At 62.2% G+C, this 14374-nt stretch carries 16 protein-coding genes and 1 pseudogene; 6 read left to right on the forward strand and 11 right to left on the reverse strand.

Going from position 1 to position 14374, the window contains the following annotated elements; translation table 11 throughout:
* The first annotated feature begins 106 nt into the window (after nt 1–106).
* Complete coding sequence (locus C0Z19_RS04395; RefSeq protein ID WP_102608592.1) at nt 107–1522, forward strand: chloride channel protein; 1416 nt, start codon at nt 107–109, stop codon at nt 1520–1522.
* Nucleotides 1523–1612: 90 nt separating this feature from the next.
* On the opposite strand, the gene C0Z19_RS04400 is transcribed toward C0Z19_RS04395, so the two are convergent.
* From C0Z19_RS04400 to corA, 6 genes are all read right to left on the reverse strand, one after another.
* Nucleotides 1613–1930, reverse strand: coding sequence for a YXWGXW repeat-containing protein (locus tag C0Z19_RS04400; RefSeq protein WP_102608593.1), 318 nt, complete (start codon nt 1928–1930; stop codon nt 1613–1615).
* Between the two features lie 217 nt (nt 1931–2147).
* The gene (minE, locus tag C0Z19_RS04405) at nt 2148–2402 is read right to left on the reverse strand and encodes a cell division topological specificity factor MinE (protein ID WP_102608594.1); all 255 of its coding nucleotides are present in this window, start codon (nt 2400–2402) and stop codon (nt 2148–2150) included.
* A 12-nt stretch (nt 2403–2414) separates the two neighbouring features.
* Nucleotides 2415–3230: a septum site-determining protein MinD gene (minD, locus tag C0Z19_RS04410; RefSeq protein WP_102608595.1), complete on the reverse strand. Its 816-nt coding sequence runs from the start codon at nt 3228–3230 to the stop codon at nt 2415–2417.
* Nucleotides 3231–3314: 84 nt separating this feature from the next.
* A complete protein-coding gene (gene minC, locus C0Z19_RS04415; RefSeq protein WP_102608596.1) occupies nt 3315–4100 on the reverse strand; it encodes a septum site-determining protein MinC in 786 nt (261 codons plus the stop codon).
* Nucleotides 4101–4227: 127 nt separating this feature from the next.
* Nucleotides 4228–4743, reverse strand: a complete 516-nt coding sequence (locus C0Z19_RS04420) for a GNAT family N-acetyltransferase (protein ID WP_102608597.1) — start codon at nt 4741–4743, stop codon at nt 4228–4230.
* A 265-nt stretch (nt 4744–5008) separates the two neighbouring features.
* Nucleotides 5009–5980 (reverse strand): magnesium/cobalt transporter CorA, encoded by a 972-nt coding sequence (gene corA / locus C0Z19_RS04425; protein WP_102608598.1) that lies wholly within the window; start codon nt 5978–5980, stop codon nt 5009–5011.
* Between the two features lie 315 nt (nt 5981–6295).
* Between corA and C0Z19_RS27895 the strand changes: the two genes are divergently transcribed.
* A complete protein-coding gene (locus C0Z19_RS27895; protein WP_146011993.1) occupies nt 6296–6535 on the forward strand; it encodes a hypothetical protein in 240 nt (79 codons plus the stop codon).
* Between the two features lie 78 nt (nt 6536–6613).
* On the opposite strand, the gene C0Z19_RS04435 is transcribed toward C0Z19_RS27895, so the two are convergent.
* On the reverse strand, nt 6614–7306 hold the full coding sequence (locus tag C0Z19_RS04435; RefSeq protein WP_102608600.1) for a hypothetical protein: 693 nt from the start codon (nt 7304–7306) through the stop codon (nt 6614–6616).
* Between the two features lie 290 nt (nt 7307–7596).
* On the opposite strand from C0Z19_RS04435, the gene C0Z19_RS04440 reads away from it, so the two are divergent.
* Nucleotides 7597–8034, forward strand: a complete 438-nt coding sequence (locus tag C0Z19_RS04440) for a VOC family protein (RefSeq protein WP_102608827.1) — start codon at nt 7597–7599, stop codon at nt 8032–8034.
* Between the two features lie 63 nt (nt 8035–8097).
* Here C0Z19_RS04440 and C0Z19_RS28895 read toward each other — a convergent pair.
* Nucleotides 8098–8322: pseudogene (locus tag C0Z19_RS28895) on the reverse strand (MOSC domain-containing protein); the annotation flags it as partial.
* A gap of 24 nt (nt 8323–8346) precedes the next feature.
* The gene (locus C0Z19_RS04450; protein ID WP_102608601.1) at nt 8347–9858 is read right to left on the reverse strand and encodes a CoA-acylating methylmalonate-semialdehyde dehydrogenase; all 1512 of its coding nucleotides are present in this window, start codon (nt 9856–9858) and stop codon (nt 8347–8349) included.
* A 110-nt stretch (nt 9859–9968) separates the two neighbouring features.
* Here C0Z19_RS04450 and C0Z19_RS04455 point away from each other — a divergent pair, with 110 nt between their 5' ends.
* Entirely contained in the window at nt 9969–10910 is a 942-nt protein-coding gene (locus C0Z19_RS04455; RefSeq protein ID WP_102608602.1) for a LysR family transcriptional regulator, read from the forward strand.
* 15 nt (nt 10911–10925) lie between these two features.
* Here the strand turns inward: C0Z19_RS04455 and C0Z19_RS04460 are convergent, their stop codons facing one another.
* Nucleotides 10926–11879, reverse strand: a complete 954-nt coding sequence (locus C0Z19_RS04460; protein ID WP_233195995.1) for a LysR family transcriptional regulator — start codon at nt 11877–11879, stop codon at nt 10926–10928.
* Between the two features lie 351 nt (nt 11880–12230).
* Between C0Z19_RS04460 and C0Z19_RS04465 the strand changes: the two genes are divergently transcribed.
* Nucleotides 12231–12836 (forward strand): cytochrome b, encoded by a 606-nt coding sequence (locus C0Z19_RS04465; RefSeq protein WP_102608604.1) that lies wholly within the window; start codon nt 12231–12233, stop codon nt 12834–12836.
* Nucleotides 12837–12840: 4 nt separating this feature from the next.
* Nucleotides 12841–13872 carry an NAD(P)H-dependent flavin oxidoreductase gene (locus C0Z19_RS04470; RefSeq protein WP_102608828.1) on the forward strand — a complete coding sequence of 344 codons (1032 nt, stop codon included), beginning with the start codon at nt 12841–12843 and terminating at the stop codon, nt 13870–13872.
* A 73-nt stretch (nt 13873–13945) separates the two neighbouring features.
* Here the strand turns inward: C0Z19_RS04470 and C0Z19_RS04475 are convergent, their stop codons facing one another.
* A complete protein-coding gene (locus tag C0Z19_RS04475) occupies nt 13946–14338 on the reverse strand; it encodes a VOC family protein (protein ID WP_102608605.1) in 393 nt (130 codons plus the stop codon).
* Nucleotides 14339–14374 lie beyond the last annotated feature (36 nt).

The following is a 14374-nucleotide window of genomic DNA, read 5'->3' on the forward strand; positions in this document are numbered from 1 at the left end:
TCGCGAGCGAACCCGCCATCTGAGCACCGACCGCCTCCGCGCACTGCCGATCCCGGGGCACAGGGGTTGCGCACGTATAATCCTGCCTTTTACCCCGCTCTCGACCATGGCCCGGACCCCGCTTTTTCATTCCTCCGGCGTCTTCCGGCGCGCACGTCAACTCTGGCGCCGCTACGGCGTCTTTTGGCTGGGCGCGATCGCCGTGGGCCTCGTGGCTGTCTTCTACGCAAGACTGATCGATTGGGGCTACGAGCAATTCCGGGACGTGCAGCAGCGCCATGTCTGGTTGCCGCTCATCGTCACCCCGGCCCTCGCCGCGGCGTGCGTCTGGCTCACCCGGCGTTTTTTTCGCGGCGCCGAAGGCAGCGGCATCCCTCAGGTTATCGCGGCGCTGCATGAAGGCACGAGCACGCTCGGCCCACGCACGCTTTCGCTCAAGCTTCTGGCCGGCAAAATCCTCGTTTCACTGCTCGCGATTCTCGGCGGCTTCACGATCGGCCGCGAAGGCCCGACCGTTCAGATCGGGGCCGCGCTGATGTACAACCTGCGTCGGCTTTATCCGCGTTCGACTGCATTGATCGAACGGCAACTCGTGCTGGCCGGTGCCGCCGCGGGACTGTCGGCCGCGTTCAACACGCCGCTGGCGGGCATTGTCTTCGCCATCGAAGAACTGACGCGCAGTTTCGAAGCGCGTGCAAGCGGCGTGTTGATCACGGCCATCATCATGGCAGGCGTGATCGCGCTCGGCCTGAACGGCAATTACACCTACTTCGGCACGATCCAGATCGGCGCGCACTTTCCCAACCTGCTGGCTGTCGCCGTCGTCCTCACGGCGCTCGTGACAGGCATCGCAGGCGGCATCTTCGGTTGGCTATTGCTGCACACGTCGCGCTGGCTACCCGCCCCGCTCGTGCAACTGCATCGCGAGCGGCCCGTCGTGTTCGGCGCGCTGTGCGGGCTGGCGATTGCGGTGATCGGCCTCGCTTCGGGCAGCACGACATTCGGCAGCGGCTACGCCGAAGCACGCGGCCTGCTCGACGGGCGCGAGCAACTGTCGATGCTTTATCCGTTTTTGAAAATGGCGTCGATGGTCGGCTCCTACCTGCCCGGCATTCCAGGTGGCATCTTCGCGCCGTCGCTATCGATCGGCGCGGGCTTCGGCAATCTGCTGCATAGCGTCTTCAGCAGCATGCAATTGCCGATGCTCATTGCGCTCGCGATGGTCGGTTATCTCGCGGCCGTCACGCAATCGCCGATCACGTCGTTCGTCATCGTGATGGAAATGATCAATGGGCATGCGCTCGTCATTTCGCTGATGGCGACGGCGTTGATCGCGAGCCGTGTGTCGCGGCTGTTCGCGCCGCCGCTGTATGAGGCGCTCGCGCTGCGTTACATGACGCCGCCGGCCGCGCAGGCGAGCCCGCCGCCGCCCGATACGCCGAACACGCTGGAGCCGCTGTTCGAAGACGAGCGCAACGGGCAGCGCGAGGACGCCCCGCCTGCGGACGCCCCCCGCAACTGATCGGATCGCCCCGTTTCCCGCCCTGCGCTCATTCGGAGGGAGCCGCGATCCCGCGCAACGGAACCTGGAACGCCGCCGGCAGAACCTGCGTTATCGAGCCCAATGCCCGGGCACCCATACCCAGTTCGGCCCGCGCCGCGCCCAGTGGCCGGGCCTCCAGTGGTAGCCGACGCGCCCGCGCTGCCAATGGCCGGGCACCCAGACATAGCCGCGATGCTGCCAGCGCCAATGTCCGCGATCCCAGACATAGCCCCCGCGCGGCGCGGGCACGACCTCGTAACGGGCAACCGGCGGCGCGTGCGGCGCGACGACAACGACTTCGCGTGCCGAAACCGGGGATGCGACGGCAAACGTGCCGACGGCAGCCAACACAAGGTGCGCGAGTAGAAAGCGAGCGGATGTTTTCATCGATGCCTCCGAATTTTGGGCTCGGTCACGCCGTATCCCACCACGACGTTACTCCCATATTGCGCGAGGCGGCGAATGCGACGGCCAGAGCCGTATTACCGAAGGGTCGAAAGTGCAAGCGATGATTGCCGAGCGCATCGCCGACGGCTTCGCGCTCGAACGACCGGCGGGAACGGCGTGAACCGGAAAGCCCTCGCGATCGGAGGGCGGCACGGCTTCAGGCCTGCGGAATTTCGATCTTGACCTCGAGCACTTCGAGATCGTCCTGCCTCTCGAGGCTCACACGGATGTCATCGTCGGAAATCTTCACGTACTTCGAAATGACAGCGACAAGCTCGCGTTGCAACGCGGGCAGGTAATCGGCCGGCGGATGGCCGCCCGCTCGCTCGTGCGCGATGATGAGCTGCAGGCGTTCTTTGGCGACCGCGGCAGACTTCTTCTTCTCGCCGAGCAGGAACGACAGAATCGACATATCGTTCGCTCCTTAGCGCGTGCCGAAGAGGCGCTGCAGCAGGCCCGGCTTCTGGTAATCGGTAAAGCGCAACTCTTTCTCCTCGCCGAGGAAACGCGCGACGATGTCCTTGTACGCTTCGGCCACGTCGGTGCCGTCCATGTGGACCGCGGGCAGGCCTTGATTCGACGCATGGAGGACGGCTTCCGATTCGGGCACGACGCCGATCAGTTCAATGCGCAAAATCTCCTGGATGTCCGACAGCGAGAGCATTTCCCCTTCGCTGACGCGCTTGGGGTTGTAACGCGTGATCAGCAAATGCTCCTTGATCGGATCCTTGCCCTCGATCGCGCGCTTCGTCTTCGACGAGAGAATGCCGAGGATGCGATCCGAATCGCGCACCGACGACACTTCCGGGTTCGTCACGACGAGCGCTTCGTCGGCGAAATGCATGGCGAGCAGCGCGCCCGACTCGATCCCCGCCGGCGAATCGCAGACGATGTAATCGAAGCCCATCCCGGTCAGATCGTTAATGACCTTCTCGACGCCTTCAAGCGTCAGCGCGTCCTTGTCGCGCGTTTGCGACGCCGGCAGCACGAACAGGTTCTCGCACTTCTTGTCCTTGATGAGCGCCTGATTGAGGTTCGCTTCGCCCTGGATCACATTGATGAAATCGTAGACGACGCGGCGCTCGCAGCCCATGATGAGATCGAGGTTGCGCAGGCCGACGTCGAAGTCGATCACAGCCGTCTTGTGACCGCGCAGCGCGAGGCCCGACGCGAAGCTCGCGCTCGTGGTGGTTTTGCCCACACCGCCCTTGCCCGAAGTCACCACAACGATTTTTGCCATTTCCCCTTACCCTGTGTTCGTCAAATTCGTCAGTTGAGTTCGACGCGCGCGCAACACGCAACGCGTCGCCGCCCAGCCCGCGCTTTACGTGAGCCGCAACGGTTCGATCTTCAGCTTTTCGTCCTCGAGCCGGATTTGCACCGACTTGCCGATCACGTCGGCCGGCAACGGATTTTCCGTTGTGCGATAGATGCCGGCGATCGAGATCAGTTCCGGCTCCAGACACGTGCAGAAGATTCGCGCCTCGTGATTGCCATGCACGCCGGCGAGTGCGCGCCCGCGCAACGGCGCGTAAATATGGATATTGCCCTCGGCGATGATTTCGGCCCCATAGCTCACGAGACCGAGCACGACGAGGTCGCCCTTCGCGTACACCTGCTGCCCCGAACGCAACGGCTTGTCGATGACGAGCGTTGTCGACGGTGCCCCGGCGCGGGCCTGCGCTTCGCCGGCTGATGTTGCGACCGGCGCTGCATCAGCCGTAGAGGCCGACCCCGCAGCCGCCACATCGGCGCCTGGCTGCGACGCGTCGTTCTTCCCGCCCGAGGCGCGCCGATCGCGCGCTTCGACGAGCGGCAACGCACCGGCGCCGGCCCACTCGCGCTGTGCGTCCAGAGCGACGACGCCGATCGGCCGCATCCGCACGCCACCGAGCAGGCGAGCGATCTCGTCGATCGGAGCGCGCTCATTCTCGCCGAGGCGGCGCACGTCGATCGCGACCACTTCGCCGGAAAAGAACTCGGGGGTGGCTTCGAAGCGCCGCGTCAACTCGCTTTTGAGCGCGTCGAGATCCGTGGTTTTGACGACGAATTGAAGCGCGTCGACAGAGCCGCTGCGAAGTTCGAAGAAAGGCGTTTTGTTCAGCGACATGGGGCGTTGCGGCGGAAAATTTTGCGTATTTTACAGGGGTCTACGCGCCCGACCAGATTTTTTGCGATGGCGCGGCAATGCCTGGCGCATACGCGGCGCCATGACGTCGATCGGGCATGGGGGCGGGTCAGACGTGCTTCACGTGGCGTACGAGCAGCGTTTGCCACTCCTGCGGCGCGCGGGCGATGGGTTGGTGCTCGCCCGTCGGGCCGAAGCCGAGCGCCTCGTAAAAGCGCATGGCGTTGCGGTTGGCGTCGGCCACCCAGGCGTAGATCTCATCGGCGCCACGCTCGGCAAGCCACGCGCTGGCCGTGTTCACGAGCAGTTCGCCGCCGCGCAAATGACGCACGGCTGGCGCCACCCACAGGGCGCAGACGAGCGCCTTGCGTTCTGGCGTTTCATCGAAATAGGCTCCGACGAGCCCGGCAGGATGCCCTTCCGTATAAAGAATGAACGACGCGGCGGTTTCGGAAGCGGCGTGCCGCGCGGCGGCGGCGTCGAACGTCTCCGCTTGCTCCGACAACGCCTCTTCGAGCGTTTCGTCGAAGGCGTCGGGCGCATCGCGCAACGAGGAGGTACGCAACTCGCGCAAGGTGGCGCCCTGGTCGGCAGCAATACGGCGAACAGTCAGCGATGAACTCATGAGGCTCCGATTTGGCGCGATTGAATGGCTGGGGGCCGTCGAAGCTGGCCCCGATCGTAGCTTCGTCCGATTGGACGGGCGAGTCAAACCGATATTTAAACGGGACGGGAATAGCTCGTCTACCGATGGTTATTGTGCAGAGCACAAAACCCGTGCCCGAGACCTTACACGGTCTATCGGTTCATGGCGTAGATTTCGGTCCTTGCAATTTCCATAGACTTTCCGGGCTCGCCAGCGCAGCGGAGCCGTACGGCCGCTCCCTTGTTCACAGCCAACCGGACTTCTTCAGCTTTCGATAAAGCCAGGCGCAGGCGACGACGGTCAGCCCCAGCGTAGCCGGATAACCCCAGGCCAACCTGAGCTCCGGCATGTGTTGAAAATTCATGCCGTAGAGGCTGAACACGATCGTAGGCACGGCCAATACGGCACCCCATCCGGCCAGTTGCTTGACGATGTCGTTTTGCCGCACGGAGACGAGTGCGAGATTCACATGCATCGCGTTCGTCAGCATTTCGCGCAGGTCATCGGTCGAGGCAATCACGCGGTGCGCGTGATCCTGGATATCGCGCAAGTAAGCGCGCAACTCCTTCGGGATGATTTCCTCGTGAAAACGCACGAGCTGATTGCAGATTTCATCCATCGGCACGGCGGCGTTTCTGAGTTCGATGAGACTACGCCGTAAATCGTAACTTTCCTGGATCACGGCCAGATCGAAATCGGATTTGAACATGCTCGCCTCGATGCGATCGAATTGCGCCTCGTAGCTGCTCATGATGGGTTGGTAATTATCGACGACGAAATCGAGTACCGAATAGAGCGCGAAGCCGGGGCCTTTCGCCAGCAGATGCGGATTCTGCTCGACGCGGGTACGCACGGCCGAATAGCTCGACGACGCGCCATGACGGACCGTGACGAGGAAATTCTGTCCCACGAACACGTGCGTTTCGCCATATTGCACTTCGCCTTCGATGAGCTGCGCTGTCTTCACGACGACAAACAGCGAGGTGCCGTAGGCCTCGATTTTCGGGCGCTGATGCGCTTTGAGCGCATCTTCGATCGCGAGATCGTGCAAATGAAACTCGTGCTGCACTTTCCTCAGCAAAGCCTCGTCGGGATGATGCAGGCCGACCCATATGAACGTATCGGGCTCGGTCACGACTTCGCTGATGTCATCGATCTCGATGTCGCGCACGCGCTTGCCCGCGCGGTACACGACGCTGTTGACGACCATACTCATGTGCGTTGCTCCTCCCTGTTGGCTATGTCCAGCGAGCTTCGGGCGCAGCGATGGACCTGCTGTTTGATTTCGACCGATCGACGGCTTTCGAAGCCCGTCGAAAAATTCCGCCCGTTTCGCTGCAAGCGCTCTTATAACGCGGTTTGCACTTTCGTCATAGGCCGCACAGGCACCGGGCCGGTGGCCCATGACGTCGAGCATGACGTTTTCGCTATTCAGTCGATGCGCCGCGTTGCTTACGCTCGTATTGCCGATTGCGGCAGCCTTGCGCCCTTCGATATCCGAAGGGCAGGCGAATTTTTCCAGGAGAGCATCATGCCCTACACCCTGAAGGAATCGGATGGAACGCACACGCAGATCGACGTGTCGAACGGCAACCGGCAGGACAATGCGGACGGCACGTTTTGGGTCACCGGCTGGGGTGCGGCCAGACAGCACGTGCAGGTCGGCAGCGCGTACACGCTCGTCTTTCCCGACGGCCATTCCAACAGCGTCACCGTGAAGGAGATCGGCGGGGCCGGCATGGGCGGCATCCGCTTCAAATTCACGGGTTGACCCGGCGAACGAACGCCCACAGGTTGCCCGGCAGCCGCACGCACGCTACCCGTTCTCGCGTCACGACAGGCTTTGCATTCAAAGCGGATTGGCGGCCCCCGCCTGCGACAGCAACGACACCGCCGCCGCATCGGGCATCCCGTTCGCATCGATCGCCCCCGCTGTCGCCAATGCAGTGAGGTCGCGGTCGACGCCTGCCTGGCCGACGACGAACGGCGTCGTCAGAAACGACGGTGCCGTCAACGTGACGGCGTAGCGCTGCTGCAGGTTCGTGACAACGGCCGTCTGAGCGGCCGCCACATCGGGTTCGCTCTCCAGCGCCTGTTGAAAGCGCCCGTTGTTCGGAAACTCCGCGATCAGATGAGCCGTGTCCGTACCCAGTTGCGAAGCGAGGTAGACGAGCATCAACTCGGTTTCCGGCGTCGTATTGAACGTGCCGCCGGCAAACGCGAGCGAATGCAGCGTCGTGCCGCCCGACGATGCGGTGATGACGCAAGGAAGCACGGCGTCGAAGAAAACACTGTAATTGCCGCTGACGTCGGAGACGGTGGAAGCCGAGCCCACCACGCAATCGACATGAACGATTGCGCCTGACAGCGCACGCCCGGTCGCGGCAGTGCCCGAGAGCGCGATCGTTTGGCCGCCGTTCTCGTCGAAGCATCCGTCGAAACCGACGCAAACGCTTCCGCTACAGGAAGACAACGCCACACCCGAAGCCACGCATAGAGCGGCCAATACCGGGCGTGAGAGACGTGCGCGATGAGCGTTCATGGCAGCAGAGGTCGATCAGAAAAGGAAGGCTCGCGATGTTCGGCCAGTATACCGGCGACACGTCTTATTCTAGGTGCTGATCATCGAAACGGTTCGGCTTTCTGCATTGATCCGTATTGATCTGCGTTGATCAACCCAGACCGATACGAATGACGATAGGCACGCCCTCGCACGATTGTTTCCGCGCCGGAAAACCGCTTGTGCCGCGCGCGTGCTTTGCGAGCACAATCAACGCTCGTAGACTGCACTGCTCTACCGTGCTTCGTTTCCCAGCCACTCAGGAGCCCCCCATGACCACCCCTTCGACGACCCAGGGCATTGACCACGTTGGGCTGACGGTTCGCGATCTGAGCCGCACCCGCGACTTCTTCATTCGCTGTCTTGGATGGAAACAGGTGGGCGAGCGACCCGCGTATCCGGCCGTTTTCGTCTCCGACGGCCACGTCACGTTGACACTCTGGGAAGTGAAGAACCAAGACAATCCTGTGGGTTTCGACCGACGCACGAACATCGGGCTTCATCACCTCGCCTTTCGCGTCGCTACTGAGCAGGCGCTCACCGAGATCGTCGAGCGCATCGCGGCGTGGCCCGATACGACGATCGAATTTGCGCCCGAGCCCCTCGGCCAGGGGCCAAAACGACATGCGATGGTGTACGAGCCTGGCGGAATCCGCCTCGAGTTCGCTTACGATCCAACGGCGCAAAGCGGCGCGCGTCGCGGCGATTGAGCGTGTTCGCGCCGCAGCCATTGCGTGCGCCGTACAACCGACGACACTGTTCGCGACGCAGAACAATGTAGGCGCCTCGACACGCAGTTGAACGTCGCCGACGGTCAGGCAATCGCCAACCCATACATCGTTTTCGAGCAATCCGCTGGCGGTCAGGTTTTCGCCCAAAGCGCCGAACGGCAGCGGCGTTGCCGCATCGGGAATTGCCGCTGCAGCGCGCTTGCTCGTCCACCAGGCGTAATGCTCGAACGGATAGCGATACACCGCTTTGTCCAACCCGCCACACACGCTCAACGTAAATTGTCGCGCTGCTTACTTGGCAGTCGGCATCGCGAACTCCGCGCCCTTTTCAATGCTCTCCGGCCAACGCTGCATGATCGACTTTTGCTTCGTATAGAAGCGCACGCCTTCTTCGCCATAGACATGCATATCGCCGAACAAGCTGCGCTTCCAGCCGCCGAATCCATGCCATGCCATCGGCACAGGAATCGGCACGTTGATGCCGACCATGCCCACTTCGATGCGCCGACCAAATTCGCGTGCAATGCTGCCGTCGCGCGTATAGCAGGCGACGCCGTTGCCGAATTCGTGTCGGTTGATCAGATCGACGGCTTCGCCGAAGTCCTTGACGCGCACGCATGCGAGCACAGGGCCAAAGATTTCTTCTTTGTAGATGCGCATGTCGGGGGTGACGTGGTCGAACAACGTGCCGCCCGTGAAGAAGCCGCCTTCTCTTCCCGGCACCTTCAGGCCGCGCCCGTCCACGACCAGCGTTGCGCCTTCCTCGATGCCCGTTGCGATATACCCTTCGATCCGCTCGAGCGCTTGCCGCGTCACGATGGGCCCCATCTCGGCATCCGGCTCCATGCCATCCTTGACGACAAGCTTGCGCGCACGCTCGGCCAGACGCGGCAGGATTTTATCGGCCACGTCGCCCACCAGCACCGCGACCGAAATGGCCATGCAACGCTCACCGGCCGAGCCGTAGCCCGCGCCGATCAAAGCGTCGACGGCCTGATCCAGATCGGCGTCCGGCATCACGACCATATGATTCTTCGCGCCGCCCAGGGCCTGGACGCGCTTGCCGAGCCGCGCCCCCGTCTCGTAGATATAGCTTGCGATGGGCGTGGAACCGACGAAGCTGATCGCCTTGACGTCCGGATGCTCCAGCAGCGCGTCGACCACCACCTTATCGCCTTGAACGACGTTGAAGACGCCGTCGGGCAAGCCCGCTTCCTTGAGCAGCCGCGCCATGAAAAGCGATGCCGAAGGATCACGTTCGCTGGGCTTGAGGATGAATGTATTGCCGGCGGCCAACGCTACCGGGAACATCCAGCACGGCACCATGCATGGAAAGTTGAACGGCGTGATGCCGGCGACCACGCCGAGCGGCTGACGAATGGTCCAGTTATCCATCCCCGTCGACACTTGCTCCGTAAAGTCGCCCTTGAGCAGTTGCGGAATACCGCATGCGAACTCGATGACGTCAATGCCGCGCGCCACTTCGCCCTGCGCGTCTGAAAACACTTTGCCGTGTTCCGACGTGATGATGGCCGCCAACTCGTCCCGATGCTGATTCATCAGTTCGAGGAATTTCAGCATCACGCGCGCACGCCGAATGGGCGGCGTATTACTCCACTTCGGAAAGGCCGCCTTGGCGCTCGATACCGCCGCGTCGACGTCGGCTTGCTCGCCGAGCAACAGCCTGCGCGGACTGTCGCCGGTCGCGGGATTGAAGATGCGCTGCGTACGCTCGCTTTGCCCGCGCATGCGTTCACCGTTGATATAGTGCGTGACGTCGGCGGTATCCTTGTAGGGTTGCATCTTTGCTCCTCGAATGAATATTTGACGGTGTCCACAGTGTACGGACACGTGTGCAACGCGCAAAGGCGCCACCGCTGAACGCATTGTTTCGCATGACGAACAATAGGCTTATGGACGCTAACGACATCGAGAACCTTTGGATTCACCTGCGCTGGCTGACGGTATTGGCCGAGCAAGGGTCATATACGGCGGCGGCGGCCCGCCTGAACGTCAGCAAGGCGGCCATGAGTCAGCGCATCTCCGAGCTGGAGCGCGCAGCCGGCGTTCAGCTCGTCAAGCGTACGACCCGCAGCATCGGCTTGACCGAGGCGGGGCAACGCCTTGTCGAGAGCACGCGTGCGCAATACGACCAGATCGCCGCGGGCTTTTTCACCGTGAAGGAAATGTCGGGCGTGGCACGCGGGCTGATCCGCGTGACGGCGCCGGTGTCGCTCGCGCGCCAGCATCTGATACCGAACATGTCGAAGTTTCTGCGTGCCAACCCCGAAATCAAGGTACAGCTCGAGATGTCAGACCGACTGGCTTCGATTTCGACGGAAGGCTACGATCTGGCGATCCGACATAGCGAGCACGTCCCGGAGACGCACGTGGCGTGGAAGCTTTGCGATACGCATTCGGTCATCGTCGCCACGCGCGCTTACCTCGAACGCCGGGGGCGGCCGCGTCACCCGTCCGACCTGCAGTCGCATGATTGTCTGTTCTATCCACGGGCGGCCGGTCGCGGCGTCTGGACGTTCGAACCCAAGATTGCGCACAAGCCTTCCGAGGCGCCCATTGTCGTCACCGTCGATGGAAGTCTGTCGGCCAACAATAGCGAGGCATTGCGCGATGCAGCGATCGACGACCTCGGTATCGCCTTGCTGCCCGATTTCACGGCGCAGCATGCCGTGCGCGATGGACGGCTCGAAGTCCTGCTCGACGACTGGCGCCCGGTCGGGACCTTCGCAAGCCAGCTCTACGTCATCCGCCCTTACGCCCCGCAGGTCTCGCGAGCGGTATCGCTGTTGATCGCCTATCTTCGCGAAACGTTCGAGAAGGGATTCGTCTTCTGACGACTCGGCGGTGCGTTAATGAAGGCTTGATTCCGCGCTGCTCAGGGCGATCGCATCGCGCGCCGCCAGATGACTCGTCGCATGGGTTGCGCCATCGGCGTGCCAAGCGGATCCGTCGTGCGACATGGCAATGAACGCGGCCATCGCCGACGACGGCAACACATCGTTGCGCCGGATGAATACGGTTTTGACGTTGGCGATCTCGGCCGGGATGCGATGAATGCTGAGGGCGCCCTTGAGATGACTCTGCTCGATGACCGTTCGCGGCAGCAACGTCACACCCATGCCCGATGCCACGCAGGAAAGGATGCCGTCGAGCGTTCCCATCTCCATCACTTCGTTCGGCACCAGTCCGGTTTGATGGAACCAGCGCTCGAGCGTCGAGCGGTAAAAGCAACCCGTGCGAAAGACGAGCACCGTCTGCTTTGCAATCACCTGCGCGACCTCGGAGAGCGATTGATAATCGCGGCTGCTCGCGACGACGAGTTCCTCCTCGAACAACTCCTCCTGGACCAGCGCGGCATTGCGCTGAAAGCCGCCGATGAAAGCGCCGTCGAGCCGATAGTCTTCAACGGCTTTGACAAGCGCGGCGGTCGTGTCCGTCGCCAGCGACAACCTGACCGCCGGGTATTTTTCACGGTATCGCGTCAGCACAGGGGGGAGGCGAATGGCAGCGGTCGTTTCCATCGACCCCAAACGTAACGGGCCCGCGGGCGCAGCGCTCGCCAGCAACGCCGTGCGGCTTTCTTCAGTCAACTGAAGAATTCGCCGCGCATACCCGAGAAACGTCTGCCCCGCCAACGTGAGCACGATCCCGCTTTTTTTGCGGACGAAGAATTGCTGACCCAGCTCGCTTTCGAGCTCTTTGATTCGCATCGTGACGTTCGACTGAACCGTGTGGACCTTCTCGGCCGCCGCGGTAAAGCTGCCGCATTCGACCACGGCACAAAACATTTTCAATTGACGCATTTCCACGGCTGCCTCCCACGAATCATCGTCAGTGCTGGTTCATGAAGCAGATCATCACTCTACACAATCGATAGCGCACAGAATAACTGCGTAAACCCTCATCGGGTGGGGCTCTTTTTTGTTGCACTGGCACATAGGTCACCGCTGAAGGCCGGTGCGACGCCCTCATCCCATCGAATCACTATTCGTGATTCCATTAATCACAAATATTCATTTGATGCGATGACGAGTGCGCCCTATTGTCCAGCCATAAGCGACGGCTGCTCGGCAAACCGCCGCGCGCGAAAACAGACATCGACGTATCCGGCTGTGACTTCATTCATACGATCGGATAACTTCCCTGGAGGTGACATGCAACAAACCGCCGCATCCCATGTGCAGCGTTCCTCGCCTGATGGCAACCGCAAGCCCGCGACGGCGCTTCGAGACAACGGCTTGCGGTTTTCGCCGGTCACCATCGCGCTGCATTGGCTCGTGGCCGCATTGGTGCTCTCGATCATCGCGATCGAACTCATCGGGCTCGTGCGGCCTGACGCCGATCTTGCGAGGTTCGCGAATCTGCTGGGCGCCCTGCTCTTTCCCGTCTCCGTTTACCGATTTTGGGCGAGAGTCACCTCGTACCATCCCCTACCGCTCGGCACACCCAATCCTGTCGAGGTGATCGTGAGCCGCTCCGTTGCAGTGGGGTTGGCGCTCGCCATGGTGCTTCTTCCGATTGCGGCGTGGCTCTGGAAATCCGCTGCGAATATTCCACTGGAGCTCCCCGGCGGCTATGTCATCCCTGCGTTGATAGCGCCGGACCGCGCGGCGGCGGGCGTGTTACGCGTCCTGTTCGACGTTGGTAGCTCCGCGTTTCTTCTCGGCCTCGCGCTTCATCTGTTTGGCGCGCTCAAGAACCATTTCGTGCTGAAAAACGATGTCTTGAAGCGCATGCTCGGAAAACACGTGGAACTCTAAGATGATGATCGACTTCAATCGTGCATACGCAGGCAACGCGCTTACCCGCCTTTGCGGCGTCAAATATCCGATCCTGCTTGCCGGTATGGCGGCTATATCAGGACCCAGGCTGGTCGCGGCGGTATCGAACGCGGGCGGCATGGGTACATTGGGCGGCCTGCGGTTGCCTCCCGCGATGCTGCGTCAATGGATACGAGAAACCCGGGAGTTGACCGACCAGCCGTTCGGCGTCAACCTCGTGCCGTCGTTCGGCGGCCCCGACGTTTTCGAAGCGCAGGTCCAAGTCGTATTGCGCGAAAAGGTCCATGCGTTGTCGCTTTTCTATGCCGAAGACTACCCGGACGTGATCACACGCGCGAAAGACGCAGGCATGGTCGTCATGGTGCAAGTCGGCTCGGTTGCCCTTGCGAGGCTCGCACTCGAACGCGGCGCCGACATCGTCATCGCTCAAGGCAGCGAGAGCGGCGGGCATCTGAATAAAGGGACGATTTCGTTGCTTTCGTTGCTGCCCGCGATCGTGGACATCGCGGGCGGGCGGCCCGTCGTCGGCGCGGGCGGAATCACGCATCGTGGCGACGTGGCCGCGGTGATGAGCGCCGGTGCCGCAGGCGTGCTCGTGGGCACCGCGTTCGTCGCATGCGACGAGTCGAACGCGCATCCGCTCTATAAGCAAAAGATTGTCGACGCAACCGTCGACGACACCGAGTATCGAACCGGCTACTCGTTCGGCTGGAAATACGGCACGCCCCACCGCGTCATTCCGAACCGAGACAAATGGAATCTGCTGCGATTCGTCGGCGGCGGAGCGAGGGCCATCGACAAACCGAGGATGGCGCAAAAGCTGTCGCTCTACGCCGGGCAAGGTGTGGGCAAGGTCACGCAGATCATGCCGGCCGCCGCACGCGTGGCCGAACTCGCGGCAGGGCTGACATCCGCGACGGCGCAGGCCCGTCTGCAAGACGACTGCGCAGTGCAGGCACCGGCCCTGCCGCGGATCGTGGAAGCGGGGTCCAGCGAGGAACTGGTTCGGCTGTGAAGGCTCTGCCCGACCCGGGCGACCGCTCCTGGGTCGAACAAGGATGCGCTTATCGTTACTCGACGCGTGCGGGTCAACCTGGCTGGCGATACACGGCGCACAGCTTGTTGCCATCGGGATCGCGCAGATAGGCGAGATAAAAGCCGCTTCCCTTGGCGCCGCGCCAGCCGGGCGGATCTTCGACCGATTCGCCGCCGTTGGCGACGCCGGCAGCATGCCAGCGATCGACCTCTTCGGTCGATTGGCAGGTAAAGCCGACGGTGCCGCCATTCGCTTGCGTAGCGAGCTGACCGTCACGCGGCTCGGTGATGAAAAAAGCGGCGCCTCGCGCCCGATAAACATAGCGCCGGCGCGCGCCGAGCTCGTCGATGCGACCTTCGCCCATACCAAGCGCGCCCAGCACGGCATCGTAAAACCGCTTCGCTTGCTCCAGGTCGTTTGAGCCGACCACTACATGACTGAACATGGTGTGTTGAATCCCCCAAAAGCAATGCCCCGTGAG

Source organism: Trinickia soli (assembly GCF_002879855.1).
Lineage (GTDB): Bacteria > Pseudomonadota > Gammaproteobacteria > Burkholderiales > Burkholderiaceae > Trinickia > Trinickia soli.

Excerpts from the sequence above, each read along its gene's own strand:
- C0Z19_RS04395 (WP_102608592.1), top strand. The coding sequence starts at position 107 with ATGGCCCGGACCCCGCTTTTTCATTCCTCCGGCGTCTTCCGGCGCGCA.
- C0Z19_RS04400 (WP_102608593.1), bottom strand. The coding sequence starts at position 1,930 with ATGAAAACATCCGCTCGCTTTCTACTCGCGCACCTTGTGTTGGCTGCC.
- minE (WP_102608594.1), bottom strand. The coding sequence starts at position 2,402 with ATGTCGATTCTGTCGTTCCTGCTCGGCGAGAAGAAGAAGTCTGCCGCG.
- minD (WP_102608595.1), bottom strand. The coding sequence starts at position 3,230 with ATGGCAAAAATCGTTGTGGTGACTTCGGGCAAGGGCGGTGTGGGCAAA.
- minC (WP_102608596.1), bottom strand. The coding sequence starts at position 4,100 with ATGTCGCTGAACAAAACGCCTTTCTTCGAACTTCGCAGCGGCTCTGTC.
- C0Z19_RS04420 (WP_102608597.1), bottom strand. The coding sequence starts at position 4,743 with ATGAGTTCATCGCTGACTGTTCGCCGTATTGCTGCCGACCAGGGCGCC.
- corA (WP_102608598.1), bottom strand. The coding sequence starts at position 5,980 with ATGAGTATGGTCGTCAACAGCGTCGTGTACCGCGCGGGCAAGCGCGTG.
- C0Z19_RS27895 (WP_146011993.1), top strand. The coding sequence starts at position 6,296 with ATGCCCTACACCCTGAAGGAATCGGATGGAACGCACACGCAGATCGAC.
- C0Z19_RS04435 (WP_102608600.1), bottom strand. The coding sequence starts at position 7,306 with ATGAACGCTCATCGCGCACGTCTCTCACGCCCGGTATTGGCCGCTCTA.
- C0Z19_RS04440 (WP_102608827.1), top strand. The coding sequence starts at position 7,597 with ATGACCACCCCTTCGACGACCCAGGGCATTGACCACGTTGGGCTGACG.
- C0Z19_RS04450 (WP_102608601.1), bottom strand. The coding sequence starts at position 9,858 with ATGCAACCCTACAAGGATACCGCCGACGTCACGCACTATATCAACGGT.
- C0Z19_RS04455 (WP_102608602.1), top strand. The coding sequence starts at position 9,969 with ATGGACGCTAACGACATCGAGAACCTTTGGATTCACCTGCGCTGGCTG.
- C0Z19_RS04460 (WP_233195995.1), bottom strand. The coding sequence starts at position 11,879 with ATGCGTCAATTGAAAATGTTTTGTGCCGTGGTCGAATGCGGCAGCTTT.
- C0Z19_RS04465 (WP_102608604.1), top strand. The coding sequence starts at position 12,231 with ATGCAACAAACCGCCGCATCCCATGTGCAGCGTTCCTCGCCTGATGGC.
- C0Z19_RS04470 (WP_102608828.1), top strand. The coding sequence starts at position 12,841 with ATGATCGACTTCAATCGTGCATACGCAGGCAACGCGCTTACCCGCCTT.
- C0Z19_RS04475 (WP_102608605.1), bottom strand. The coding sequence starts at position 14,338 with ATGTTCAGTCATGTAGTGGTCGGCTCAAACGACCTGGAGCAAGCGAAG.